The organism is Rhizobium sp. UGM030330-04 (assembly GCF_003208455.1).
Classification (GTDB): Bacteria; Pseudomonadota; Alphaproteobacteria; order Rhizobiales; family Rhizobiaceae; genus Agrobacterium; species Agrobacterium rhizogenes_A.
In genome coordinates this window covers 23,396-50,102 of the sequence record NZ_QKML01000001.1, presented here as the reverse complement: position 1 = coordinate 50,102, position 26,707 = coordinate 23,396, and the positions used below count along the sequence as shown (strand labels likewise).

Genomic DNA, 26,707 nt, shown 5'->3' with positions numbered 1-26,707 from the left:
GTGCGGATGCCGCTCATGGCGTCCGCGCCTCTTGAGGAGGGGTCGGGAATGTTCATCACGCTGGCAATCATCGCGGCAATCGCGCTTTATGTCGTCTTCATCTATAACGGGCTGGTCAAGGCGCGGCAGATGAAGGAAGAGGCGTGGTCGGGCATCGACGTGCAGCTGAAACGTCGCGCCGATCTCATCCCCAACCTCATCGAGACCGTGAAGGGTTACGCGGCGCATGAAAAGAGCACCTTCGAGGAGGTGATCGCCATGCGCAACCGGGCGCAGGCCGTGCCGGCGGGCGATGTCGAGGGCCGCGCCCAGGCGGAAGGCCTGCTGTCGCAGGCGCTCGGTAAACTCTTTGCGCTTGCCGAAGCCTATCCCGATCTCAAGGCCAATACGAATTTTCTGGAATTGCAGCGCTCGCTTGAAACCATCGAAGGCGAACTCCAGATGTCGCGCCGTTATTACAATGGTGCCGCGCGTGATCTCAACGTCAAGGTGGAAAGCTTCCCCTCCAATCTGGTCGCCAGCCAGTTCGGCTTTGCCAAGGCGCCCTATTTCGAGATCGACAATCCGGCCGACCGCGCCGTGCCAACGGTGAAATTCTGAGGGCAAAGCTCTCCCGCCGGCTTAAGACCTCCCGCTCAAATTCCGATAATCCGGCCCCGCGCCGCATTCTTTGACAAGACGACAATCATGATCGAACTGACCATTACCCCGCCCGACCACCCGCTTTCCGGCAAGGTCGAGCCGCCCGGCTCCAAGTCCATCACCAATCGTGCGCTTCTCCTGGCTGGCCTTGCCAAGGGCAAAAGCCGGTTGACCGGCGCACTGAAAAGCGATGACACGCTTTATATGGCCGAAGCCCTGCGCGAGATGGGCGTCAAGGTAACCGAGCCTGATGCCACCACCTTCGTGGTGGAAGGCACGGGCGTTTTGCAACAGCCGGAAAAGCCGCTTTTCCTTGGCAATGCCGGTACCGCCACGCGCTTCCTCACCGCCGCTGCCGCACTTGTGGATGGTGCCGTCATCATCGATGGCGACGAGCACATGCGCAAACGCCCGATCATGCCGCTGGTGGAGGCGCTGCGCTCCCTCGGTGTCGAGGCGGAAGCGCCGACCGGCTGCCCGCCCGTCACCGTCTGCGGCAAGGGCACGGGGTTCCCGAAGGGCAGCGTCACCATCGACGCCAACCTCTCCAGCCAATATGTGTCGGCGCTTCTGATGGCGGCTGCCTGCGGCGACAAGCCTGTCGATATCATCCTCAAGGGTGAGGAAATCGGCGCGAAAGGCTATATCGACCTCACTACGTCAGCCATGGAAGCTTTCGGTGCGAAGGTGGAGCGGGTCAGCAACGCCATCTGGCGCGTGCATCCGACGGGTTATACCGCGACCGATTTCCATATCGAGCCGGATGCCTCCGCCGCCACCTATCTCTGGGGTGCGGAACTGCTGACCGGCGGCGCGATCGATATCGGCACGCCCGCCGACAAGTTCACCCAGCCGGATGCCAAGGCCTACGACGTCATGGCCAAATTTCCGCACCTGCCCGCCGAAATCGACGGTTCGCAGATGCAGGACGCCATTCCGACCATCGCGGTTCTGGCCGCCTTCAACGAGACGCCGGTGCGTTTCGTCGGCATCGCCAATCTGCGTGTCAAGGAATGCGACCGCATCCGCGCCGTCTCGCTCGGGCTTAACGAAATCCGCGATGGTCTGGCGCATGAGGAAGGCGACGACCTGATCGTGCATTCCGATCCGGCACTTGCGGGCCAGACGGTCAAGGCCTCCATCGATACCTTTGCCGACCACCGCATCGCCATGAGCTTTGCGCTGGCGGCGCTGAAGATCGGCGGCATCGCCATCCAGAATCCGGCCTGCGTCGGCAAGACCTATCCCGGTTACTGGAAAGCGCTCGCCTCGCTCGGCGTCGACTACACGGAAAAGGAAAGCGCTGCCGAGCCGCAGCACTGAAGCCATCAAGGAGGGACCGCCCGTGAAGACCATCGCCGCAAGACTTCTCGCGCTGTTCGTCTTGCTGGGCGTGGCCTTCCCGGCTTTTGCGGAGGAATTCATCCGCTCCTACCATTCCGTTGTCGAGGTGGCGGCGGATGGCAAGCTGACGGTGACGGAAACCATCACCGCCCGCGCCGAAGGTCAGAACATCAAGCGCGGCATCTTCCGCGATTTCCCGCTTTATGCGCTGGATGCGAATAACCGCCGTACCAAGGTAGATTTCAACGTCGTTTCGGTGGAGCGCGATGGCGCGCCGGAAAACTGGCGCACCGAAACTGTCGATGGCGGCATCCGCATCTATACCGGCAGCGCCGAGCGTTTTCTGCCGACTGGCGAGCACATTTTCCAGATCACCTACACCACCGCCCGGCAGATCCGTTATTTCAGCGATTATGACGAGCTGACCTGGAACGTCACCGGCAATGGCTGGCAGTTCCCCATGGGCGAGATTTCCGCGACCATCACTCTGCCGCAGGGCGTCAAGGCCACCGATACGGCCGTATTTACTGGTCCGCTTGGCGCGAAAGGCAAGGATGCCCGCATCTTCAGCGAAGGCAACGAAGTCTTTTTCGCTTCCACCCGCCCGTTTTCGGTGGGCGAAGGTATGACGGTCGCCGTCAAACTGCCGAAGGGTGCCATTGCCGCGCCTGATACCTCACAGGAGGCGGGCTGGTGGCTGCGCGACAATCTGGCCATCCTGCTTTCGGGCGGCGGGCTTTTTGTCGTGCTGCTTTATTATCTGCGGGCGTGGTTCGCGGTCGGCCGTGATCCCACCAAGGGTGTGGTGGTGCCGCGCTGGGATGCACCGGAGGGGCTTTCTCCGGCTCTGGTCAACTATGTCGATAATCGCGGCTTTTCGGGTGCCGGCTGGACGGCACTATCCGCCTCGGCGCTTGATCTCGCGGTCAAAGGTTATGTCGTTCTGGAAGATCTGAAGAATTCCATCGTCATCCGCCGCACGGAAAAGGCAACCGCCACCGATCTGCCGACCGGGCAGAAGACGCTGCTCTCCGCCATCGGTGGTGCGGGCAAGGTACTGACCATCGATAAGGCGCATGGGGCGGAAGTCGAAAAGGTCGGCACGCAGTTCCGCGCGGCGATAGAAAAGGAACATCGCGGCAAATATTACCGCAGCAATGCCGGCTACACCGTCTTCGGCATCTTCCTCAGCATCGCCCTCATCGTCGCGACGTTGATCTTCGGCGATCTCGATGAAAGCGCCATTGCCGCCGTCCTCGTCTTCGGCTTTTTCGCCTTCTTCTTCAGCATCCTGTCGATCGGCATCGGCCGCCAGTTCTCGCGCGGCGCACCGCTGCGCAAGCGCATCGGCGGCATCGTCATGCTGGCCTTTGCCGGTTTCGTGGCCTTTTCAGCCATTGGCGGCATCGCCACGCAAATCCTGCTGGATGTGACGCATGACACCAAGTCGCTGGCGCTGGCCGCCATCGGCGGCATCGTGCTCACCAATGCGCTGTTCCTGTTCCTGATGGGCGCGCCGACGCCGCTCGGCCGCAAGCTGATGGATGGCATCGAAGGGCTTAGAACCTATCTCACGCTGGCGGAAAAAGACCGGATGAACATGGCCGGCGCGCCCGCCATGTCGCCGCAGCATTTCGAGACATTGCTGCCCTATGCCGTGGCGCTCGGCGTTGAAAAACCGTGGAGCCGCACCTTCGAGGCATGGCTTGCCACAGCCGCCGCCGGTGCTGCTGCTGCAAGTTATGCGCCCGGCTGGTATGCCGGCAGCAATTACGGCAGCTTTGGTGACAGGATCGGCGGCTTTTCCACCTCCATGGCCAATACCATCGCCTCCACCATTCCTCAGCCCGTCAGCTCCTCCGGCTCCAGCTTTTCGGGCGGTGGCGGCGGCGGTTTTTCCGGCTCCGGCGGCGGCGGCGGTGGCGGTGGCGGCTGGTAACGCCTGCCGGCGGTAATTTAACCGAATGCCGTGGTGACTTTTGCCGCGTTGCTTGCTAAGCCGACCGCTGTCGCTTTTCGCGGCATACATCGTCCGACAAAAGATACAAAGATAAAGTCCTTATCCCATGCCCGATCTTCTGCTTGAACTTCGCTCCGAAGAAATCCCCGCCCGCATGCAGCGCAAGGCGGCGGGCGATCTGAAGAAACTCGTCACCGATGCCTTGGTGGAGAGAGGGCTGACCTATGAAGGCGCGCGTGAATATTGGACGCCGCGCCGCCTGACGCTGGATATTCGCGGCCTCAACGCCCGCTCCGCCGATGTGCGCGAAGAAAAGAAGGGCCCGCGCACCGACGCCAATGAAAAGGCCATCGAAGGCTTTTTGCGCGGCGCCGGCCTCAACGACATTTCGGAAGCACAGGTCGTTTCCGATCCGAAGAAGGGCGATTTCTACATCGCCATCATCAACAAGCCCGGCCGTCCGGCGGAAGAGATCATCGCGGAAGTGATGCCCGGCATCATCCGCTCCTTCCCCTGGCCGAAATCCATGCGCTCCGGCCCGGCTTCCATGCCGAAGGGATCGAGCTATGCCGGCATCGAAGGCAAGGGCTCGGAAAGCCTGCGCTGGGTACGCCCGCTGCAATCCATCGTCTGCCTGTTTGGCCCCGAGCACGATGAAACCCAGGTCATTCCTTTCGCCATCGACGGCATCGTCGCCAGTAACGTCACCTATGGCCATCGTTTTCATGCGCCGGGCCCGATCATCGTGCGCCGTTTCGAGGATTATGTCTCGAGCCTCGAAAAGGCGAAGGTCATTCTCGATGCCGAGCGCCGCAAGGATATCATCCTGCACGACGCCAAGGATTTGGCTTTCGCCAACGGTCTCGATCTGGTGGAAGACGAGGGCCTGCTGGAAGAAGTCTCCGGCCTTGTCGAATGGCCGCAGGTGCTGATGGGCACCTTCGAGGAAGATTACCTGCAAATCCCGGCGGAAATCATCCGCCTCACCATCAAGACCAACCAGAAGTGTTTCGTCACCCGCAATCAGGGTGCGGAAGAAGGCCTTTCCAATCGTTTCATCCTGATCTCGAATATCGAGGCAAGCGATGGCGGCAAGGAAATCATCCATGGCAATGGCAAGGTCGTGCGCGCCCGCCTGTCGGACGCCCGCCATTTCTGGAACCGCGACCAGGGCGATCTGCCCGATCTCGAAACGCTGAAAGATTCGGCTGCGAAATTCAGCCTCGATCTCAAGAAGCCGCTCGACCAGCGCATGGCGAAGCTCGATGCGCTGAACGTGACGTTCCATGCCAAGCTCGGTTCTCAGGGCGAACGCGTTACCCGCATCCGCGAACTGGCGAAGGCGCTGGCCCCGGTTGTCGGTGCCGATGCCGCGCTGGTGGACCGCGCCGTGGTGCTGGCCAAGGCTGATCTTCGCACCGAAGCCGTCGGCGAATTCCCAGAGCTTCAGGGCCTGATGGGCCGTAAATATGCGACGCTGCAGGGTGAAAACGAAAGTGTGGCCGCTGCCATCGAGGACCACTACAAGCCGCAGGGCCCCTCGGACCGCCTGCCGGCCGACAAGGTGGCGATCACGGTGGCGCTCGCTGACAAGCTCGACACTCTCGTGGGCTTCTGGGCCATCGATGAAAAACCGACCGGCTCGAAGGACCCCTTCGCGCTGCGCCGCGCGGCGCTGGGCGTGGTGCGCATTCTGCTTGAGAAAAACGTGCGGCTTCCGCTGCTCAGCGTTGCGAAGGACCCGGACCTTCTCTCCTTCTTCCATGATCGCCTGAAGGTCTATCTGCGCGACCTCGGCGCCCGTTACGATCTGATCGACGCCGTTCTGACGCCGGAATCCGATGATCTCCTGATGATCGCCCGCCGTGTCGAGGCGCTCACCGCCTTCATCACCGGCGAAGATGGTCGCAACCTTCTGGCGGGCGCGAAGCGCGCTACGCAGCTTCTGGCGGCGGAGGAAAAGAAGGGTACCGTGGTCGCCGATGGCGTCTCGGAAGAGCTGTTGAAGCTCGATGCCGAAAAGGCGCTTTATGCGGCGATCAGGACGGCCTCCGCCGATGCTGCAAAGGCGGTTGCGGGCGAGGATTTTCGCTCCGCCATGCAGGCGCTTTCGACGCTGCGTGCACCGGTCGACAGGTTCTTCGAGGATGTGCTCGTCAATGACGAGGATGCAGCCATCCGTGCCAATCGCCTGGCGCTGCTGAAGGCCATCCGCGAGGCAACTGGTACGGTTGCGGATTTCTCGAAGATCACGGGGTGAGGGGTTTCGGGGTAGCCAGGTATGTCAGCGTGCTTGGTTCACCCCCTCTGTCCTGCCGGACATCTCCCCCTCAAGGGGGGAGATTGGCAAGACGGTCGCTCCCCGCAAAACATTGCAACGTTGAAGATGGTCGATACGTCGCCACGATGCGATCTCCCCCCTTGAGGGGGAGATGCCCGGCAGGGCAGAGGGGGGTAAGCCGCAACCGTGACTCTCACAGGACGACTCCCCATTGACCCACACCACCCCCAAAATCCTCATCAGCGCCTGCCTCCTCGGCCAGCCGGTCCGCTATGACGGCAAGGGTAAACCCTTCTCCCACCCCGTAATAGAGCGCTGGCGAAGTGAGGGCAGGCTGGTGACGATCTGTCCGGAGATGGCGGGTGGCATGCCCGTGCCACGCCCGCCGGCGGAAATCGAAAATGGTGCCTCCGGTCTCGATGTGCTGGAGGGCCGCGCCCGCGTGCTGGAGGTGACCGGCGGCGATGTCACGGCGCAATTTATCGCCGGTGCGGAAAGGGCGCTGGCCTTCGCCAGGGCCAATGGCTGCACATACGCGCTTCTGATCGATGGCAGCCCGTCCTGTGGCTCGGTTGCGATCTATGACGGTTCGTTTTCCGGCGTCAAACACGCGGGCAATGGCGTGACGGCGGCGCTATTCGAAAAAGCCGGTATTGCCGTATTTTCACCTGCCGATATCGATCGGCTGGCTGCTCTGACAAGCTAAAAGAAAAGCGCCGGAGTTTCCCCCGGCGCCGGTTTCCATCGATAGCCTTGAGGCGTATCACCCCGCCATGCGCATCTCTTGCGCCATGCCGTGGAGCTGGTGGCCGGAGGAGACGCGGAAGCCGCGGATGAGGTTCAGCAGTTCTTCGGTGTCCACGGCGAGCGCTTCCGCCGAAGCCGTGGTTTCTTCCGCCATGGCGGCATTATGCTGGGTGGCGACGTCGAGCTGGTTGAGCGACGAGGAGATCGAGCGCAGCGTCGTATCCTGTTCGGCGGCCGAATGGGCGATCTTGCTGACGATCTCGTTTGCCGATTTGATCTGGTCCGAAATGCGTTTCAGCGCATCGCCGGCCTCTCCGACAAGACGCACGCCGTTTTCCACCTGGGCAGAAGAACGGGCGATCTGGTCCTTGATCTCCTTGGCGGCGGCGGCGGATTTCTGCGCCAGTTCGCGCACTTCCTGCGCCACCACGGCAAAGCCCTTGCCGGCCTCACCGGCACGTGCCGCTTCCACACCGGCATTCAGCGCCAGAAGATTGGTCTGGAAGGCAATGTCGTCGATCACGCCGATGATGTTGGAAATCTGGTCGGAAGATTGCTCGATACCGCTCATCGCTGATATCGCCTCTTCCACCACCCGGTCACTGCGCATGGCCTCCGAGCTGACGGTGGTGACGCGCTTGGCGGCGTCGGCTGCACCCTCTGCCGTCTGGCGCACCGCAACGGTCAATTCATCCAGAGCGGCCGAAGTTTCCTCAAGGTTTGCGGCCTGCCGTTCGGTGCGCTGCGAAAGCTCGTTGGAGGCCTTGCGGATTTCCTCCTTGGAGCCGCCAATATCGATGCTCTTGGAATTCACCTTGGCCATGGCCGCATCAAGATGGGTCAGGGCCTCGTTGAAATTGTCGCGCAGCGCCGCATAACGATTGCCGAGATCGCCGCAACGAACGGTCAGATCGCCGCCTGCAAGCTTTTCCAGCGCCTCGCCGATGGTGGTGACGACACGCGCCTGCAACTCGGCCTCGTCGCGCTGCATGTCGAGATTGTTCTGACGCTCCGCATTGAGCTGCCGCTGCTGTTCTTCCTCACGGCGCTGCATGGCATGGCGTTCGCGCACCTTGTCCTGCAGCGAGGCGGTGGCCTTGGCCATCATGCCCACCTCGTTGGTGAGACCGGTATGGGGAATGGCGAGCGAGACGTTTTCATTGGCCACTTCGCCAAGCGCGCGGTGAATATCGCCGAGAGGCTTCGAAATGCCACGGATGACATAGAAGGCGGCGGCCAGCGCCAGCACGAAGATGATAGCGCCGATCGACAGCGCCTTCATCACCTCGCCGCGCACCTGCGCGTTCAGATCGTCGATATAAACGCCGGTCACGACCACGACCTGCCATGGTTCGAAGGCGAGCGCATAGGAACTCTTGGCGTAGTCATTGCCTTCCATGCCGGGTTTCGGACCGTAAAAATCCGTCTGGCCGCCGCCATTGCGGCCAAGCCGCACCAGCTCGTCACGATAGGCGAAACCCTTGCTGTCCGGCTTGCCCTTGAAGCTCTCGCCGACCCGCTTCGGATCGGGATGGAACTTCATGGTCACGTCGTAATCGTAACCGAACAGATAGCCGTCAGGGGTGAACCGTATGGCGCTGACGGTGGCATAAGCCTGCTTCATGGCTTCTTCGCGCGACAGCGTTCCCGCCGTTTCCTTCTCGTGGAAGGACTGCAGAATGGAGATGGCCGACTGCACCTGCGTCCGCAGCATGCCGTAGCGTTCCTCATAGATCGCGTCGGTGGCGGATTTCAGCTGGTAAAACGTCGCCACGGCGAAGGCGGCCATAAGGGCCACCACGAGTACGATGAGCTGACGGGAGATGGAGAGATTCTTCATGGGCGCTCACAAGCGTTTTGCGTCGCGGCCAGAAAAGGCCGCGTGCTGCCGAAGTTTCGGAAATGGAAAGGGCGCCTGATGCGCGGTGAAGGGCCTGAACAGCTGATATCCGCTTCAGGCCTCATGGCGTGCTGCATTGCACTATGAGATCACTTAGCGGCCAAAAATTTGAATAAATATTTAATTAGAGAAAGCTTTATCAGCCCATCCGGCGGAATAACGGCGGACGAATTTATTATTCCCCGCATGGTTGCCATGGCTTCTGAAAAATACAGCGATCGCGTGATTATTTGACATTTGCCATGAAAATGTATCGGTCGCCTGTCAATTGCCGCGCAATTTGAAATCCGGGAATGCGGGTGCGGCAATCGTGGAGGCGGTAGCGGCAACGGCAGCCTTGTCGGCGGAGATTTCCTTGACACCGGCAGTCGTCGTTGTCGCGTCGATGCCGGCAGGTGTCGAAACCGCTTCCTCGGGATGCGCCACGGGTTCCACGTTGTCATAGGTCGCAATGGCGGTGCTGGGGGTTTCTTGCGGCATCCATGCGGGATTGGTGCTGACAAAGGTGACCGGCGCGCCGCCGAGCCAGGCTTCGGTGCGGATGAGGGTGCGCTTTCCGTCGACTTCGCGCATTTCCATATGCTGCGTACCCGGCTCGATGGACGGAATGGCATAACCTTCCGCTACCGTTTTATCCTTCGCGGGTTCGCAATCCGTGCAGTCACGACGAATGAAGCTGCCATTGCTGGCGTGTACGCCATTGATATATTCGATGGAGGATGCCATGGCCGACCCGCCGGCCAGTGCGACAATGGCTGTCAGAAAAACACGACGCATCGAAAAACCCCCGAAGTAACGGCAGCACCCGTGGTTCAGGCACGGTGCGCCATTTAAATATTCGGGCAAGTATTACCGGTCTTTCGTTTCCATCGGGTCAGCAAACTTGGTAAAAATTGAACGAAAGATTCGCCCTCACCGGTGTTTGCCTTAAGTATCAGGCCTTTTCGCGCACGACAGCCTGCCAGCCGATATCGCGGCGGCAGAAGCCGTTTTCCCACTCGACCTTGTCGGCCAGCGCATAGGCGCGCGCCTGCGCTTCCGTCACGGTCTTTCCGAAAGCGGTGACGTTCAGCACGCGGCCGCCGGTTGCGACGAGTTCGCCGTCCTTCAGCGCGGTGCCGGCGTGGAAGACCTTTGCCTTTTCGCTCGCCTCGGGAATATGGGCAATCGGCGTGTTCTTGTCGTAAGCGCCGGGATAACCCTTCGAGGCGAGAACGACCGTCAGCGCCGCATCGTCGCGCCATTCCGCCTCAACCTTGTCCAGCGTGCCGGTGGCGGTGGCGTAGAGGATCGGCAGCAGATCGCTCTTGAGGCGCATCATCAGCACCTGGCACTCGGGATCGCCGAAGCGCACATTATATTCGATCAGTTCCGGGCCTTTGGCGGTGATCATAAGCCCGGCGAAGAATACGCCGGAGAAAGGATTGCCGTCCTTGGCCATGCCCGCAATCGTCGGCTCGATGATCTCCTTCATGGTGCGTTCCACCATGGCCGGTGTCATGACCGGGGCGGGGGAATAGGCGCCCATGCCGCCGGTATTCGGGCCGGTATCGCCGTCGCCGACGCGTTTGTGATCCTGTGCGGTTGCGAGCGCCAGCGCGGTCTTGCCGTCGGAAAGGCAGAAGAAGCTCGCTTCCTCGCCATCGAGGAAGGCTTCCACCACCACTTCGGCGCCGGCCGTGCCGAAAGCGCCGTCGAAACATTCGTCGATGGCGGCAAGCGCTTCCGCTTCCGTCATCGCAACGGTCACGCCCTTGCCGGCGGCAAGACCGTCCGCCTTGATGACGATCGGCGCGCCCTGTGCGCGAACATAGTCCCTGGCCGGTTCGGCGGCCTTGAAACGCTGGTAAGCGCCGGTCGGAATATCGTAGCGCGCGCAGAGATCCTTGGTGAAACCCTTGGAGCCCTCCAGCTGGGCGGCGGCTTTCGAGGGGCCGAATGTGGCGATGCCGGCGGCACGCAGATCGTCCGCAAGACCCGCAACCAGCGGCGCTTCCGGGCCGACGACGACGAAGTCGATTGCCTTTTCCTTCGCAAAGGCGATGACGGCCGCGTGGTCCTCCACGTTCAGCGCCACCAGCGTCGCGTGGTCGGCGATGCCGGGATTACCGGGGGCGGCATAAAATTCATCGAGCAGGGGAGACTGGGCGATTTTCCACGCCAGCGCATGTTCGCGTCCGCCGGAACCGATCAACAGAACTTTCATGGTCAATACCCCTGCAAATTCGCCAGTAACCTTGTGGGACGGGCGTTAAGGGCAGGGGGGCGAAAGGTCAAGGAGAAAGCGCCGCAAATGCCCGTCTTTCCCTTGATCGCCGCCTTTCCTGTGGAATCGTGGATGCCTCTTGTTGTCACGCCACAATCAGACATTATGTTCGCCGCTCCAGACATGACAGCAGAGAACCTCATGACCGCAGACAATGCCCGCCTCGCCTCGCTCATAGCCTCCGAAATCAACGCCCGCCCCGATCAGGTGAAGGCGGCGGTGGCGCTGCTGGACGAGGGCGCGACCGTTCCCTTCATCGCCCGTTACCGCAAGGAGGTGACGGGAGGACTTGATGACACCCAGCTTCGCACGCTTTCGGAACGGCTTGTCTATCTGCGTGAACTCAATGCGCGCCGCGCTTCCATCGTCGATTCCATCACCGGTCAGGGCAAGATGACCGATGAACTGATGGTCAAGATCATGCAGGCCGGCACCAAGGCGGAGCTGGAAGACCTCTACCTGCCCTATAAGCCGAAGCGCCGCACCCGCGCGGAAATCGCCCGCGAGCGTGGTCTCGGCCCGCTTGCCGAAGCCATATGGGAAAACCGCGCCGCCGATCCGGCGAAGCTGGCGGAGGCTTATGTTCAGGGCGAGGTGGCCGATGTGAAGGCCGCACTTGAGGGCGCGCGCGACATCGTGGCGGAAACCATGACGGAAAACGCCGATCTTCTCGGCCGCCTGCGCGACTATATGCGCCAGAACGCCACCTTCCGCGCCAAGGTGGTGGACGGCAAGCAGGCCACGGGCGAAAAATTCTCAGACTATTTCGATCATTTCGAGCGCTGGGCCACGGTGCCGGGCCACCGGGCGCTGGCCATGCTGCGCGGCTGGAACGAGGAAGTGCTGACGCTGACAATCGATGTCGATGCGGACGATCCCTCACCGGTCAAGCCCGCGCAGCGCACCATCGCCGCCGCCTTCGATATCCGCAGTGCCGGCCCCGCCGATCAATGGCTGATGGAGGTCGCTGGCTGGACCTGGCGGGTGAAGCTTTCCATGTCGCTTTCGCTCGACCTGATGCGCGAATTGCGCGAACGTGCCGAAGAAGAGGCGATCAATGTCTTTGCCCGCAATCTGAAGGATCTGCTGCTGGCCGCCCCCGCCGGTTCCCGCGCCACCATGGGGCTCGATCCGGGCATCCGCACCGGCGTCAAGGTGGCTGTGGTGGATGGCACCGGCAAGCTGCTGGACACCACGACCGTCTATCCTTTCCCGCCGAAGAACGACGTGCGTGGCACGCAGGCGGAACTCGCCCTGCTCATCCGCAAGCACAATGTCGAGCTGATCGCCATCGGCAATGGCACGGGCAGCCGCGAGACGGAAAAGCTGGTCGCCGATCTTCTGACGCAGATGCCGGCTTCGGGCGCAAAGCCCACCAAGGTCATCGTCTCGGAAGCGGGCGCATCTGTTTATTCCGCTTCGGAACGGGCGGCCGCGGAATTCCCCAATCTCGACGTTTCGCTGCGCGGTGCCGTCTCCATCGCCCGCCGCCTTCAGGACCCGCTGGCGGAACTGGTGAAGATCGAGCCGAAATCCATCGGCGTCGGGCAATACCAGCATGATGTCGATCAGGGCCGCCTCAGCCGCTCGCTCGATGCTGTCGTGGAAGACGCGGTGAATGCCGTCGGCGTCGATCTCAACACGGCCTCGTCGCCGCTTCTCGCGCGCGTATCGGGCCTCGGCAGCTCGATTGCCGACGCCATCGTCGCCCATCGCGACCAGACGGGGCCCTTCGCCAGCCGCAAGGAACTGCTGAAGGTGCCGCGCCTTGGCCAGCGCACTTTCGAGCAATGCGCGGGCTTCCTGCGCATTCCGAACGGCAAGGAGCCGCTGGATGCCTCCTCGGTTCACCCGGAAGCCTATGGCGTGGCGAAAAAGATCGTCGCCGCCTGTGGCCGCGACCTGCGTTCGCTGATGGGTGACAGCGCCGCGCTGAAGGCGCTTGATCCGAAGACGTTCATCGATGAGCAGTTCGGTCTGCCGACAGTCAGGGACATTATCGCCGAACTGGAAAAGCCCGGTCGCGATCCGCGCCCGAGCTTCAAGACCGCGACCTTTGCCGAGGGCGTGGACGAGATCACCGATCTGAAGCCGGGCATGCTGCTCGAAGGCACCGTCACCAATGTCGCCGCCTTCGGCGCCTTCGTGGATATCGGCGTGCATCAGGATGGGCTGGTGCATGTCTCGCAGCTCGCCGACCGTTTCGTGAAGGACCCGCATGAGGTCGTCAAGGCGGGCGATGTGGTCAAGGTGCGTGTCGTGGAAGTGGATGTGAAGCGCAAGCGTATCGGTCTCACAATGCGCAAGGATGGCGGTGAGGCGGCGCCGCAGCCGATGCGTGAAAAGGGCAATGCGGGCGCCATGCGCCATGCGACATCCAAACCGAAAGACCGCAACGAGGGGTCGCAATCCGGTGGCGCCCTTGCCGCTGCCCTGGCGGAAGCCATGAAGCGACGCTGACTTAGGGTTGAAATGATTTTTTACCAAAAAGCCCCGCCGGACACCCCGGCGGGGCTTTTTGCTTGATGAAATCGTTCAATTTTTTTGAAATAAGACTATCTTGAAACTTGTGCCGAAAGGAATACGGTCAGGAAAATTGATAAGTGAGACTTAGCAATTGGGGGTGCCATGGCGTCGTCTCTGCATGTTCTGCTCGAAAAGATAATCAAGATCGGCGATCTTGTCGTAACCAGCCCGGGAGGAAGCCACACCTATGGTGATGGTACGGGCAAAAAGGTGGTTCTGAATTTCACTGACGAAGCCGCCATGCAGGAGATTGCCGCCGATCCGGCGCTGAAGCTTGCCGAAATGTATATGGAAGGGCGCGTGAAGGTCGCGGAAGGCGATATTTACGACTTTCTGGCGCTGGTCAAAGGCAATACGCTGAGCGAGGCGCTGTCCTTCGGCATGGTCTGGCGTGGCATGGCGCGCATCATCGCCGCCCGCATCAAGATGCATCTGCCGGTCAACCACAACAAGAGCAATGTTGCCCACCACTATGATCTGAGCGCCAAGCTGTTCGATCTCTTCCTCGATGAGGACTGGCAATATTCCTGCGCTTATTTCAACCCGCCCGGTATCAGCCTCTATGAGGCGCAGGTTGCGAAAAAACGGCACATCGCCGCCAAGCTGATGACCGAACCGGGCCAGAGCGTGCTGGAAATCGGCTCCGGCTGGGGCGGCATGGCGATGTATGTCGCTGAAAGCGCGGGCGCGGATGTGACCGGCATCACGCTCAGCGAAGAGCAGCTACGCGTTTCCCGTGACCGTGCGGCGAAACGTGGCATTGCCGACAATGTCCGCTTCGAATTGCAGGATTACCGCTACCTGCCGGCCTCGAAGAAATATGACCGCATCGTTTCCGTCGGCATGTTCGAACATGTCGGGCCGACGCATTACCGCGATTATTTCGACAAGGTGGCGGAGGTGCTGGACGACAAGGGTGTGATGGTGCTGCACTCCATCGGTCAGCCCTATCCGGCGCTGGCGACCAATCCCTTCATCGAAAAATATATTTTCCCCGGCGGTTATATTCCCTCGCTTGCCGAGGTGCTGCCGGCCATTGAAAAGTCGCGGCTGCTGGTGAAGGATATCGAAATCCTGCCCATGCATTACGCCCATACGCTGCGGCACTGGCGCGAGCGCTTCGTGGCGCGCAAGGCGGAAGCGGTAGCGCTTTATGACGAGCGCTTCTTCCGCATGTGGGAGTTTTACCTGGCGGGTTCGGAAATGGCCTTCACCCATGAAAACTTCCATATTTTCCAGATCCAGATCGCCAAGGATCGCGATGCCGTGCCGCATAACCGCGACTACATCGCACAGAACGAGGCGAAACTGCTGGAGTTCGAAAAGACGCGTGCGCCGCTGGAGAAGGTGACGTTCTGACGGGCGACGGTCCTGTGGTGTCTTGACCAACCCATCCGCAATCTCGGCATCATCCTCGGGCTTGTCCCGAGGATCTGTCCACGTCGCGGAAAGTCGGTCGAACGCAGACGCTCGGGATAAACCCGAGCATGACGCAGGGTTAGGTTCGATGACCCTGCGTCCTCTCCCGCGCTGGTTAATGGAATGGAAAGACAATCCCTCTAAGTCTACGGGCACCTGTCTGTATTGCGTTTCTGGGGTTCTTTCATGTTCAAGCCGTCAGCGGCAGCCGCCGCCTGTGTCCTGTCGCTTTTTGCCGTGGGTAGTGCCCATGCCGAAGGCTGGTTTTCCGGCGACTGGTATCTGAAACTCGGCGGTGCGGGTTTCACCGCGCCGAAATATCAGGGCGACAACAAGAATGAATTCGGCTTTTCGCCCATCATTTCGCTCGGCCGTCAGGGGCAGGGCGCGCGTTTCACCTCCCGCAACGACAGCGCTTCGATCTCGCTTCTGGACAACGGCCCGATCAGCATGGGTCTCGCTGGCAAGCTTATATCCCCGCGCGATGAAGGCGACTCTTCCGATCTGAAGGGCATGACCCGCATCAAGCGCGGCGGCGAGCTTGGCGGTTTCGCCGAAGCCTATCCGACTGACTGGCTGCGCGTTCGCGGTGAAGTCCGTCAGGGCATCCGCAGCCACAGCGGTGTGGTCGGTGACGTTGCCGTCGATGCCTTCACCGATATCGCCCCCGGTATCCAGATTTCCGCCGGCCCGCGCGCCACATGGGTCAGCAGCAAATACAACGAGCGCTATTACGGCGTGAGCGCGGCGCAGACGGCCGCCGGCGCGCCTTCGCCCTATAGCCCGGGCGGCGGCCTGCATTCCGCCGGCATCGGCGCCGCCATCACCTGGAAAGTCACCGAAAACGCCGAAGTCGGCTCGTTTGCGGAATATCGCCGTCTGACCGGCGACGCCGCCGACAGCTCGCTGGTGCGCGAGCGCGGTTCGAAGAACCAGTTCATCATCGGCGTTCAGGCAAGCTATAAATTCAATTTCTCTCTGCCCTGAAAATAACGGCGATATGGTCCTGCAAAGCCCCGTGGCGGAACCGCTGCGGGGCTTTTCTGCATGTGTGGCCGGATGCTGAAATCCATTCCGATTTTGCCGCCGATGCTGTAGAACCGTCCCATGGTTCACCACAGCGATTTGTCAGACCGCGTTTCCGACGCGCCATCCAATAACTGGGTCTATCGGATTTTGCCGAGACCCCTCTGGCCCTATGCGCAGCTGGCAAGGTGGGATCGCCCCATCGGCTGGCAATTGCTGATGTGGCCATGCTTCTGGTCCGCAGCCCTTGCGGCCAATGCCGCGTTGGAAAGCGGTGGGTTTTCCTGGGCGACGCTGATCTGGCACCTGGTGCTGTTCTTCATCGGATCGGTTGCGATGCGCGGCGCGGGCTGCACCTATAATGATCTGGCCGACCACAAGATCGACATGGCCGTGGCGCGCACCCGCTCCCGGCCGCTCCCGTCTGGCCGCGTGACCCGGATGCAGGCCAAGGTCTTCATCGTGCTGCAGGCGCTTGCCGGACTTGTCGTGCTTTTGCAGTTCAACGGTTTCGCAATCGCCACCGGAATCTTCTCGCTGGTTTTCGTGGCGATCTATCCCTTTGCCAAGCGCTTCACCAACTGGCCGCAATTTTTCCTCGGGCTGGCCTTTTCCTGGGGTGCGCTGATGGGCTGGGCCGGACAGTTCGGATCGATCGCCTGGCCTCCTGTCCTGCTTTATGTCGGCTCCATCGCCTGGACGATCGGTTATGATACAATCTACGCCCATCAGGACAAGGAAGACGACACCGCGGTGGGCATCGGTTCCACCGCCCTGCTGTTTGGCGAGAACACACATCGCTGGCTGGTTTTCCTTTATGGCACAGCCCTCGTCATGATTGCCCTGTCTTTCTGGGGCGCGGGTGTTAACGTCATTGCTTATAGCGGCCTTGCCGCTGCCGCCCTCATGCTGTTCCGGCAGGTCTGGGTGCTCAATATCGACGACGTCGATCAGTGCCTCGTGCTGTTCAAATCCAACAACCGCGTCGGCGTGCTGATTTTCGCAGGTCTCATCCTGCCGCTTCTCGTGGCATAAGGTTGCGGCAACATAGAACATGAAAAAGCCCGGTCGCGTCATCCGCACCGGGCTTTTTTGATTTGTCTGGCTGAAGATTATCAGCTGCGGGCGATGATTTCCTTGCCCTCGATCTTCATGCTCATGCCCAGCGAACCGGTGGAGCGGCGAACGAGGAAGCGCGGGCGGCGATCCGCGAAATAGGAGTGGCGGCGGCGCGGGCGGGTATTCTGGGTGCGCACCTTGCCGAGATGTTCTTCCAGCGGGCGGGCAACACCATCGGCTTCCACCATCAGCATGGGAATGCGATAGGCCTCGGACCAGCTGCGCCAGTCGGCGGCGATGTCGCAGAGATCGTGGGCGACCAGCAGCGGAATGCAGAGGTCCGGATCGTCGTGGTGCAGTTCCAGCGTCACGGTCACCTGGCCGTCACCATGATCGATGGCACGGGCGGCGACGCCCTTGAAGGCGCGGGCGGGCAGGGCGAATGACAAAGGCAGGCCGGAAGAGGAAAGGACCTTTTTCAGGACGGCGCCCCGTTCATCGAGCGTCACGGCAACGTCGGTTGCGCCATTGCCTCTGCCATAGGTGACCTGTTGCGGAAAACGTGCCGGTTCAAGTCTGAGTGTGGCGACGGCCCAGTCGGGCTTCAGAACGGTATTGGTCATGTTTAATCTACCCTTGTTTTACCTGAGAGCCGGTTTCCGGTCTTCTCATCGGGACTTTTCGTCCTCTGATGTCAGGAGATTATCCGCCGCATGTTCGAGACTGCTTAAAAATCGCGGTTAAGAAAACTTTGCATTCCCAAATGGTTAGCAAAACCCACTGTGGCATGGTTTCGTTTGGGTAAAGCGGATCGAGACAATGCGGTTTTTATGCCGGCCGAAAATGTGCTCTTTCAAGCTCCGGGCAAGGCGTGTCCGGCATAGTCATGCCAAGGCTCGCCGTGCGTCCGGATGGCGTGCGACGGGTGGATTTAAAAACCGGAACATCGAGTTCTCCCCAAGGGACGCGCGGTGTTTCAGAGGGCATCAGATGGTATCGACTTATCTCAGCTACGACCTCATCAACCGCGATATGAAGACAAGCATTTCGCGCGTTGCGCAGCAGGGGCTCGTCGAGCGGCAGACGAAATATTACAAGGAAAACATCGGCAATGTGAAAAGCGTCGATGAGTTCCTCAATAACTACCAGCTCTATTCCTATGCCATGGACGCCTTCGGTCTCGGTGAAATGACCTATGCCAAGGCCTTCATGAAGAAGGTTCTGGAAAGCGATCTGAACGACCAGAACAGCTTCGCCAACAAGCTGACTGACGAGCGCTACCGCGAATTCGCCGCCGCCTTCAATTTCACAGCGTCGACGAAGACGGTCCAGACGGAGGCGCAGCTCGACAAGATGATCGGGCTTTACGACACGTCGATATCCGATCTTAACGACAGCCTTGCGGAAGAAACACGTTATTACAAGGCGATCATCGGCACGGTCACCAATGTGGACCAGCTGCTGCAGAACGACAGGACCCGCGCCTATATCTTCCAGGTCTTCGGCATCGACGAGAAGACCTACACCTACGCTCACATCAGGGGATTGATGACGAGCGACATTGACGATCCCGACAGCTACCTCAATCAGAAATTTGGCGCGGCCTATAATGATGCGGTCGAAAAGCTGGCGATGAAGGGCAACATCGAGCTTCATGGGCAGGTTACGGCGCGGATCACTGCCATCGACACCGCACTTGCGGGCACGGAGCTGACGGACGAGGAGCGCACGGCGCTCGAAGCGGAAAAGGTCACCCGTCAGGATCAGCTGACGCAGCTGGAAGCCGTGCTCCCGCCACAGGATGAGTGGGAGACGAAGCTTGCTGCCATCACCGCGCAGCAGACAACGCTGACGAACACCGTCACGCAATATAACAAGATGGCGCAGCTTGCCGCCGCCTTCGAATTCAACAACGACGGCACCGTGACCGCCGGTGGAGCGCAGAAGGCCGACAATATCAAGATAATGACGGATGCCTATATCAGCAGCGCTCCCCGCGTGACGCCGACCGTCGCCACACTGAACCGGGATTATTTCGAATCGAAGATCGGTTCGATCAAGACCGTGGACGAACTGACCTCGGATGCGAGGCTTCTCAACTATATCAAGGTCGCCTTCGACCTTAATGACGTGACGATCGTGACGGCGACGATCGAGAATATCCTCACCAGCGATCTGAGCGATCCGAACAATTACATTGCAACCTTCGGCAAGAACGACAAGCGTTATATCGCCCTGAGAGAGGCGTTCAATTTCCAGACGGATGGAACGCTCGCCGAGGGTACAACGCCCCAGACGACGCTGCAAACCGCGACCACAACCAGCGGCTACATGACGCATTATAACGACAAGGACGACGCAGCCGACGAAAAGGCACTCAAGCTGTTCAAGAGCGACATAAGAAGCGTCACATCTGTCGCGGACTTTCTCGATAGCAGCGCTGTTTATACCTATGCGCTGAAGGCGGTGGGCCTAGACCCGGCCAAGGTGAACGTCGCAGATATCCGCAAGGTCCTCACCAGCGATCTGCAGGACAAGAAGAGCTTCGTCTATACGCTGAAGGACGAGCGCTACGTCAAGCTGGCTGAGCTTTTCAATTTCAAGTCAGACGGCACGGTCGGATCTCCCGTTCTGGCGCAGTCGGAAATTGAAATGCAGACCATGTCCGCCGATTATATCAAGAAGAAGTCGGCTTTCGGCACGGAGAAGGACAAGGAGGCGGCCAAGAAAGAGGCGGAATATTTCACGGCCGAGATGCAGAAGATCAAGACGCTCAAGGAGTTCCTGGCCAATGATCGCCTGACGAAGTTTGCGATGGAATCGCTTGGCATTGATCCGAAAAGCGTGACGAAGGATCAGCTGGAAAAGATTTTCTCATCCAAACTGGATGACAAGGAAAGTTACCTCAACAAGGAGATGGACCCCGTCTTCCGCCGCCTCGTCACCGCTTTCAACTTCGATACCGACGGCAATATCCTCCACGAGGACCGGAGTTTGATCCAGACGCGGCGCGGCCTTTACGAGACGCTGGACAATTACCTGACCCAGACGCTGGAAACGCAGGCGGGTGAAGAGAATGCCGGCGTGCGTCTGGCGCTCTATTTCAAGCGCATGGCGGCAGGAACGACGTCCTATTATTCCATTCTCGCCGACACCGCGATCCAGAATTTCATCAACACCACCTTCGGCATTCCCGATGAGCTCGGCAATGCCCCGGTCGATACGCAGGTGGCGATGATGAAGAAATATTTCGACATCGAGGATTTTCAGGACCCGGAAAAGGTCAAGAAACTCGTCGCCCGTTTCACCATCATGTATGACAATGCGCAGAACACCACTGATCCGATCATGATGCTGTTTAATGGCAGCGGCTCGGCGGGCATCAGCGGCGATACGCTGCTGGCGGTCGCCACGTTGCGGGCCCGGTAAACGGCAGCCGGTAGAGGTACGATTAAAAAGGCCGGGATTTGTCCCGGCCTTTGCATTTGCACCTTCCGCCTACCAGCCCGGCAGCATATGCCCGGCGCGCAGGCGCGGCATCTTGGGGTAGGTCTTCACATCGCTGTCCATTTCGTCGGCAACGCTCATCGGTGAGATGTTGTCGAGGCAGGCGGTGATGTGGTCGGTGATGGCGTTTACCAGCGAGGGCGAAAGGCCCGGTCGTTTCATCAGGCCGATCTGTACCGGCGGCAGGGGTGGGAAGCCGTCCGCAGCGGTCAGGACCTTCATGCCGGTGCGCAGCGCCGATTCCGGCAGCACCGAGACGGCCATGCCGGCCAGTACGGCGGCGGCGACCACGGTGGAAGACCAGCTGGTGAACAGAACCTGATAATCCCGCCCGTCGGCATCGAGCGCCGAACAGGCAAGCTGGCGCCAGTGGCAGTCGCGCCGGCCGACGGCGAGCGGCACCGGCGCATCGTCCTTCAGCGGATGGTTGGCGGAAGCAACCCAGCAAAGCGGTTCAGTCCGCACCACATCGGAGGAGCGGGCACGGGGGTTGTGGGTGACGAGCGCGATATCCAGCTCGCCGCGCGCCATTTTTTCGGCAAGGCTGACCGAAGGTTCGCAGACGATGTAAAGCTCGACATTCGGATGGGTCTTGGCGAAACGCCCGATGATCTCGGGCATGTAGCGGTCGGCATAGTCATCGGGCGTGCCGATGCGCAGCATGCCCTCCAGCCGGTTGTCATCGAAGGCGGCGATCGCCTCGTTGTTGAGGCGGATGATGCGGCGGGCGTAGTTCATCAGTTTTTCGCCCTCCGCCGTCAGGCGGTTGCCACGCCCGTCCTTGGCGAAAAGCTGTTTGCCGATCCGTTCTTCCAGCCGCCGCATCTGCATGGAAACGGCGGATTGCGTCTTGAAAACACGGTCTGCGGCCTTGGTGAAGCTGCCCGTATCAACGATGGCGATGAAAGTATGCAGCTGGTCTATGTCGAGAGGTGCGGACATGGATGGTCATCCATCAGAATGATTGATGCCTCACATTAGAAACATTCGTTGGACTGATCAATAGTCTTGCGACATTTTGACTTCAAGCAAATCAATATCAACCCCGGCCCGGCGAAATGCCAGGCCCTCAACCCGAGGCAGCTTCTCGCGCGTGGTGCGCCGGGGGCGGTGCCGCATCGTGCCGTTACGAAAGGATAAGTGTCATGCGCACGGCAGAACGGAGAATGGAACTGGAACTCGCAAGCTCCCGGCAGAACGATACGCTGCGTCGTGTCGCTGTCCTCTTTGCTTTCCGCGTCAAAACGTTCTTGCAGCGCATCTACAATCGTATCGTGGCCAATGGCCTCACGGAACTTGATGACCGCCTTCTGGCCGATATCGGTCTGGCGCGCTCGGACGTGCGGGATGCGCTCAATACCGGCCTGCTCGAGGATCCGACCGCTCATCTGACCCGTGCCGCACGCAACCGCGCGGTGACCCGGTTCAAGACCGTTTAAAGCATTTCCAGAAAAAGCTGGCCCCGGTTTTCTGTCCGGAAATGGCCAAGCGTTCCAGAATATGCGGGCAATTCCGGCAAACCTCCAGCTGCCGGAATTGCTCCGACCCCAAAGTTTTCCCCGCAGGGTGATTTGCCAATAGCCCTGCCTTTGCCCGGTGTCAGGCCCCTCGGCCGCGCCGGGCTTTTTTATGGCCTTGCCCGCCTGCACCGTTTTGCCGGTACGACCTCAGTACTGGTATTCCTCGAACACCGGCAGCACCGAACCGCCCCAGCGTCCGTTATAAAGCGCCAGCATGTCTTCGGCGAGCGTGGTTTTCTTCGCCAGCACTTCGTCCAGCGAAGACAGGAACACGGTCTCGTCCTGGCCTTCGCCGTTCAGGCGCTTGCGGTTTTTGAGGCCGGTGCGGGAAATATCGAGCACCTCGCGGGCAATGCCGAGAAGCGGTTTGCCGGCGATCTCAGCGGTGAGACCCTTGGCCGGCACGGCATCGCGAAGGGCGATGACTTCATCGAAGCTCCAGCCGGCGGTCAGCGTATCGGCAGCGGTAAGCGCCTCGTCATCATAGAGAAGGCCGACCCAGAAGGCGGGCAGGGCGCAGATACGCCGCCACGGGCCGCCATCGGCGCCGCGCATTTCCAGAAAGCGCTTCAGGCGCACATCCGGGAACAGTGTGGAAAGATGGTTCGTCCAGTCGCCCATGGTCGGCTGCCAGTCGGCGATTTCGCCCTTCAGCGCGCCGTTCATGAACTGACGGAAGGTGACATGGGTGCAATCGTGATATTTGCCGTCGCGCACGATGAAATACATCGGCACGTCGAGCGCCCATTCCACATAGTCCTTGAAGCCGAAGTCCGCCTCGAAGGTGAAAGGCAGCACGCCCGAGCGACGGTTGTCCGTATCGCGCCAGATATCGCCACGCCAGGAAAGCAGGCCGTTCGGCTTGCCTTCGGTGAAGGGCGAAGAGGCGAAGAGCGCTGTCGCCAGCGATTGCAGCTTCATGGAAACGCGCATCTTGCGGCGCATATCCGCTTCGGAGGAGAAGTCGAGATTAACCTGGATCGTACAGGTGCGGTACATCATATCGAGACCCTTGGTCCCGACCTTCGGCATGTAGCGTGTCATGATCGCATAGCGCGACTTCGGCATGCGCGGCGTTTCATCGTAGCTCCACAGCGGGCTGCCGCCGATGCCGAGGAAACGGATGCCCATCGGTTCGGCCACTTCGCGCAGCGTCGCCAGATGCTGATTGGATTCCTTGCAGGTCTGGTGCAGGTTTTCCAGCGGCGCGCCAGAAAGCTCGAACTGGCCGCCGGGCTCGATGGAGATGGCGCCCATGCCATGCTGTTCGCCAAGACCGATGATGTTTTCACCGTCCATGATCGGCTCCCAGCCGAGCTTTGCCTGCATGCCCGTCAAAAGCGCGGAAATGCTGGCATCGCCGTAATAGGGAACCGGGCTGTTGTCCTCCCGGAAGAAGGCGAATTTTTCGTGTTCGGTGCCGATGCGGAAATCGGCCTCAGCCTTGCAACCGCCCGCCAGATAATCTGTAAGCTCCGTAACGGAGGAGAGGGGGGTCTGGTCGGTCGTGTCGCGTGCCATGGCTTACCTTGTTATGACGTCTCTGTTGCGGCGAGGCATATGATTGGCAGATAGAGCCGGATCGTATCCGGAGGCAAATGAATTTCTTTTAAAGATGCATGAAGCGCAATGCTGCCGCTCAATTCCAGTCGCCGATGGCCGCCTGAATGACGGCCAGCGCGGCGACGGCGGCCGTATCGGCTCTCAGGATGCGAGGCCCAAGCGGAATGGGGGTGACGAAGGCAAGGCTGCGCAGAAGTTCCCGCTCCTCCTCGGAAAATCCGCCTTCCGGGCCGACCAGCAGGGCGATTTTACGCTCCGTGACGGCTTGCAGGATCGGCAGCGGATTCTGTCCCGCATCGCCCTCGTCGCAATAGATGATGCGCCGGTCATGCGGCCAGGTCTCGAGCAGCTCTTTCAGTTTCACCGGTTCGGCCACTTCTGGCAGAGACAGAATGCCGCATTGTTCGGCCGCCTCGATGGCATTGGCGCGCAGCTTTTCGGTATTGTGGATCTTGCCCTGAACATGCTGCGTCATCACCGGCTGCAGCAGGCCAGCGCCCATTTCCACCGCCTTCTGCACCAGATAGTCCATCCGCCCGACCTTCAGCGGCGCGAATAGATAGTGCAGATCCGGCGCGTCGGGCTGCGGCCGTGTCTGCTCAAGGGGAATGAGCACGATCTTCTTGCGGCTTGGAAAGGAGAGTTTCGCTTTCCATTCGCCATCGCGGCCGTTGAACAGCAGGATTTCGGCACCATCGGCCATGCGCAGCACATTGGCGAGGTAGTTGAACTGTTCGCCTGTGGCCTCCTGCGCCACGCCGGCTGCGAGAGTGGCTTCAAGGAACAGTCGTTGCATCCGGAAATTTGCGCGCATGGGATTCGGTTTCAGGTTCACAGAAAGAGGAAGGACATGAGCCAGTAGAGCAGCGCTGCAAGTGTAGCGCTTGCCGGAACGGTGACCAGCCAGGCGGCGATGATCGTCATGAAGTGGGAACGTCGGACGAGATAACGGCGGCGCACTTCGGAAGGATTGTCGGCGTATCTGTTTGTCCTTCGGGTCTGGCCGGTGCCGGCACTGACGAGTTCCTGCCGCCGCCGCGACGCCTGCGTGTACCATTCGCGGAAGAAACCGACGCCGAACACCGCGCCGATTGCCGTGTGGGTGGTGCTGACCGGCAGGCCGAAGCGCGAGGCCACGAGAACGGTGAGCGCGGTCGCCACGGAAACGCAGAAGGCGCGCATCGGATTGAGCTTGGTGATCTGCTCGCCGACAAGGCGGATAAGGCGTGGGCCATAGAGGAGAATACCGCAGGAAAGCCCGAAAGCGCCGACCAGCATAACCCATAGCGGTGCGCGTGCCGAAGTTCCCACCGCCTCGTCATGCAGGGCCCGCACGATCGCCACCACGGGGCCGATGGCGTTTGAGACGTCATTTGCCCCGTGAGCGAAGGACATCAATCCGGCGGCAAGGACGAGCGGCCACTGGAACAGGATGCGAAGCGACTGGTTACGGTTCTCCAGACCTTCGGATTGTTTGCGGATGATCGGCACGCAGAGCCGCCAGGCGACGAGGCCCGTCACGAGCCCGATGATACTGGCATGGCCAAGCGACACATGCATGAGCTGCCGCAGTCCGACCCAGATGAGATAGGCGGCGAAAACCCCCGCCATCAGGCCGATGAGAACAGGCACCCACAGACGCGCGGATTCGATCTTGTCCTCGCGATAGATGATACATTCCTTGATGAAGGCCAGAATGACGATGGCGATGGCGGCACTGATGAAGGGCGCAAGCACCCATGCAAAGGCGATGCTGCCAAGCGATAGCCAGTCGACCGCGCCGATGCCATAGGCCGCCAGGCCCGCGCCCGCAACGCCGCCGACCACCGTATGGGTGGTGGAGATCGGCGCTCTCGTCCATGTCGAAATATTGACGAGAAGGCCGGCGGCCAGAAGCGCTGATAACATTGCCCAGGAAAATGCAGTCCTGTCGGGAATGGTCTCGATATTGATGATGCCGCTGGAAATGGTCTCCACGACGTTGCCGCCGGTGATCAGCGCCCCTGCGATTTCGCAGATCGCGGCGATGATGAGCGCGGCGGCGAGCGGCATGGCCTTGGCGCCGACCGCCGGGCCGACATTGTTCGTCACGTCGTTCGCGCCGATATTGATCGCCATATAGGCGCCGATGGCGACAGCGGCGATGATGATGACCGAGCCTGCGGTGCCGGTGACGAAGACACCGGCGAATATCGCCGCCAGGACAACGAACATGAATCCCGCGCCAAGGCCGGCAAGCTGCTGCGTGACGTGCAGCGTCGCCTCCTCGACACGGGTAATCTTGTCGAGGTCCTTGTCGAGTGTCGGCTTCATGTTCGATGGCGGTTTTATTGCCATTCAGACCTCGTTTGCCAGCATTCCCTTTCGTCCGGCAGTGTCGCAGGTTGAAGGCAATTTAAAGAAAGACTGTTACATCTCGCACATCTTTCCAAAAGGAAAGACGGTAACAGCCGTGTTGGAAAAACAAACTGCACATTGCCACTGTTCGGGCGGACGCGCTATTTCGAATGCGCCATCCGCTTGTCGAAAGCGAGCATCAGCGCCTTCAGCTCCGGTTCGTTGACCCGCCTGTTCGCTTCCTGGGGGCTGACCCATTCCAGCCGTCTGGAGTCCTTTTCGGGAAAGCTATCCTGCATTTCCGAGACCTCGAGCAGATGCACCTGAACCCTGCACGGCACGTTGATGCCGCTGTTCAGCTTTTTTTCGTATTCGTAAAAGCCGAAGGGAGCCTTCTCCACCGTGCCTTTGACACCGGCTTCCTCATAGGCTTCCTGTTCGGCCACCGCATGGGCCTTCTTGCCGCCCATCGGCCAGCCTTTGGGAATGACCCATCGTCCCGTGTCCCTGCTGGTCAGCAACAGGACTTCCGGCGCCGGATTTTTTTTGGACAACCGATAGCACAGCGCCGCATATTGCTGTCGCGGCGGTCTGCGCAACATCAAGCCAA

Annotated in this window: 20 protein-coding genes; 11 read left to right on the top strand and 9 right to left on the bottom strand. The window is 60.4% G+C overall.

Annotation, left to right across the window (positions count from 1 at the left end; translation table 11 throughout):
- Window positions 1–48: 48 nt before the first annotated feature.
- The 5 genes from N434_RS00235 (at window position 49) to N434_RS00210 (ending at window position 6,933) form a co-directional block, all read left to right on the top strand.
- Window positions 49–600, top strand: coding sequence for a LemA family protein (locus N434_RS00235; RefSeq protein WP_110755430.1), 552 nt, complete (start codon window positions 49–51; stop codon window positions 598–600).
- Window positions 601–687: 87 nt separating this feature from the next.
- Window positions 688–1,965: a 3-phosphoshikimate 1-carboxyvinyltransferase gene (locus N434_RS00230; protein WP_110755428.1), complete on the top strand. Its 1,278-nt coding sequence runs from the start codon at window positions 688–690 to the stop codon at window positions 1,963–1,965.
- Between the two features lie 22 nt (window positions 1,966–1,987).
- The gene (locus N434_RS00225) at window positions 1,988–3,925 is read left to right on the top strand and encodes a DUF2207 domain-containing protein (protein ID WP_110755426.1); all 1,938 of its coding nucleotides are present in this window, start codon (window positions 1,988–1,990) and stop codon (window positions 3,923–3,925) included.
- Between the two features lie 127 nt (window positions 3,926–4,052).
- Window positions 4,053–6,206 (top strand): glycine--tRNA ligase subunit beta, encoded by a 2,154-nt coding sequence (gene glyS / locus N434_RS00220; protein ID WP_110755424.1) that lies wholly within the window; start codon window positions 4,053–4,055, stop codon window positions 6,204–6,206.
- A 232-nt stretch (window positions 6,207–6,438) separates the two neighbouring features.
- Entirely contained in the window at window positions 6,439–6,933 is a 495-nt protein-coding gene (locus tag N434_RS00210) for a 2-thiouracil desulfurase family protein (RefSeq protein WP_110755422.1), read from the top strand.
- Window positions 6,934–6,990: 57 nt separating this feature from the next.
- Here the strand turns inward: N434_RS00210 and N434_RS00205 are convergent, their stop codons facing one another.
- The 3 genes from N434_RS00205 to purD all read right to left on the bottom strand — a co-directional run bounded on the left by N434_RS00205 (window position 6,991) and on the right by purD (window position 11,080).
- Window positions 6,991–8,814, bottom strand: a complete 1,824-nt coding sequence (locus N434_RS00205; protein WP_110755420.1) for a methyl-accepting chemotaxis protein — start codon at window positions 8,812–8,814, stop codon at window positions 6,991–6,993.
- Between the two features lie 324 nt (window positions 8,815–9,138).
- Complete coding sequence (locus tag N434_RS00200; protein WP_110755418.1) at window positions 9,139–9,651, bottom strand: plant virulence effector HPE1-like domain-containing protein; 513 nt, start codon at window positions 9,649–9,651, stop codon at window positions 9,139–9,141.
- A 157-nt stretch (window positions 9,652–9,808) separates the two neighbouring features.
- Window positions 9,809–11,080, bottom strand: coding sequence for a phosphoribosylamine--glycine ligase (purD, locus tag N434_RS00195; protein WP_110755417.1), 1,272 nt, complete (start codon window positions 11,078–11,080; stop codon window positions 9,809–9,811).
- A gap of 201 nt (window positions 11,081–11,281) precedes the next feature.
- Here purD and N434_RS00190 point away from each other — a divergent pair, with 201 nt between their 5' ends.
- The 4 genes from N434_RS00190 to ubiA all read left to right on the top strand — a co-directional run bounded on the left by N434_RS00190 (window position 11,282) and on the right by ubiA (window position 17,146).
- A complete protein-coding gene (locus tag N434_RS00190; RefSeq protein ID WP_110755906.1) occupies window positions 11,282–13,600 on the top strand; it encodes a Tex family protein in 2,319 nt (772 codons plus the stop codon).
- Window positions 13,601–13,768: 168 nt separating this feature from the next.
- The gene (locus N434_RS00185; protein ID WP_065114940.1) at window positions 13,769–15,025 is read left to right on the top strand and encodes a cyclopropane fatty acid synthase; all 1,257 of its coding nucleotides are present in this window, start codon (window positions 13,769–13,771) and stop codon (window positions 15,023–15,025) included.
- A gap of 246 nt (window positions 15,026–15,271) precedes the next feature.
- Window positions 15,272–16,072, top strand: coding sequence for a MipA/OmpV family protein (locus N434_RS00180; RefSeq protein ID WP_110755415.1), 801 nt, complete (start codon window positions 15,272–15,274; stop codon window positions 16,070–16,072).
- 120 nt (window positions 16,073–16,192) lie between these two features.
- Window positions 16,193–17,146 carry a 4-hydroxybenzoate octaprenyltransferase gene (gene ubiA / locus N434_RS00175; RefSeq protein ID WP_110755413.1) on the top strand — a complete coding sequence of 318 codons (954 nt, stop codon included), beginning with the start codon at window positions 16,193–16,195 and terminating at the stop codon, window positions 17,144–17,146.
- Between the two features lie 80 nt (window positions 17,147–17,226).
- Here ubiA and N434_RS00170 read toward each other — a convergent pair whose 3' ends face one another.
- The gene (locus tag N434_RS00170) at window positions 17,227–17,793 is read right to left on the bottom strand and encodes a DUF6101 family protein (RefSeq protein ID WP_065114942.1); all 567 of its coding nucleotides are present in this window, start codon (window positions 17,791–17,793) and stop codon (window positions 17,227–17,229) included.
- A gap of 367 nt (window positions 17,794–18,160) precedes the next feature.
- On the opposite strand from N434_RS00170, the gene N434_RS00165 reads away from it, so the two are divergent.
- Window positions 18,161–20,599 (top strand): DUF1217 domain-containing protein, encoded by a 2,439-nt coding sequence (locus tag N434_RS00165; protein WP_110755411.1) that lies wholly within the window; start codon window positions 18,161–18,163, stop codon window positions 20,597–20,599.
- 69 nt (window positions 20,600–20,668) lie between these two features.
- Here N434_RS00165 and N434_RS00160 read toward each other — a convergent pair whose 3' ends face one another.
- Window positions 20,669–21,619, bottom strand: coding sequence for a LysR substrate-binding domain-containing protein (locus N434_RS00160; protein WP_004432791.1), 951 nt, complete (start codon window positions 21,617–21,619; stop codon window positions 20,669–20,671).
- A 203-nt stretch (window positions 21,620–21,822) separates the two neighbouring features.
- Between N434_RS00160 and N434_RS00155 the strand changes: the two genes are divergently transcribed.
- The gene (locus N434_RS00155) at window positions 21,823–22,116 is read left to right on the top strand and encodes a YjiS-like domain-containing protein (protein ID WP_065114944.1); all 294 of its coding nucleotides are present in this window, start codon (window positions 21,823–21,825) and stop codon (window positions 22,114–22,116) included.
- A gap of 228 nt (window positions 22,117–22,344) precedes the next feature.
- Here the strand turns inward: N434_RS00155 and N434_RS00150 are convergent, their stop codons facing one another.
- The 4 genes from N434_RS00150 to N434_RS00135 form a co-directional block, all read right to left on the bottom strand.
- Window positions 22,345–23,718 (bottom strand): glutamate--cysteine ligase, encoded by a 1,374-nt coding sequence (locus N434_RS00150; RefSeq protein WP_110755410.1) that lies wholly within the window; start codon window positions 23,716–23,718, stop codon window positions 22,345–22,347.
- A 118-nt stretch (window positions 23,719–23,836) separates the two neighbouring features.
- Window positions 23,837–24,574, bottom strand: coding sequence for a 16S rRNA (uracil(1498)-N(3))-methyltransferase (locus N434_RS00145; protein ID WP_065114946.1), 738 nt, complete (start codon window positions 24,572–24,574; stop codon window positions 23,837–23,839).
- 17 nt (window positions 24,575–24,591) lie between these two features.
- The gene (locus tag N434_RS00140; protein WP_110755408.1) at window positions 24,592–26,097 is read right to left on the bottom strand and encodes an inorganic phosphate transporter; all 1,506 of its coding nucleotides are present in this window, start codon (window positions 26,095–26,097) and stop codon (window positions 24,592–24,594) included.
- Between the two features lie 161 nt (window positions 26,098–26,258).
- On the bottom strand, window positions 26,259–26,699 hold the full coding sequence (locus N434_RS00135; protein ID WP_065114948.1) for an NUDIX hydrolase: 441 nt from the start codon (window positions 26,697–26,699) through the stop codon (window positions 26,259–26,261).
- Window positions 26,700–26,707: the final 8 nt, after the last annotated feature.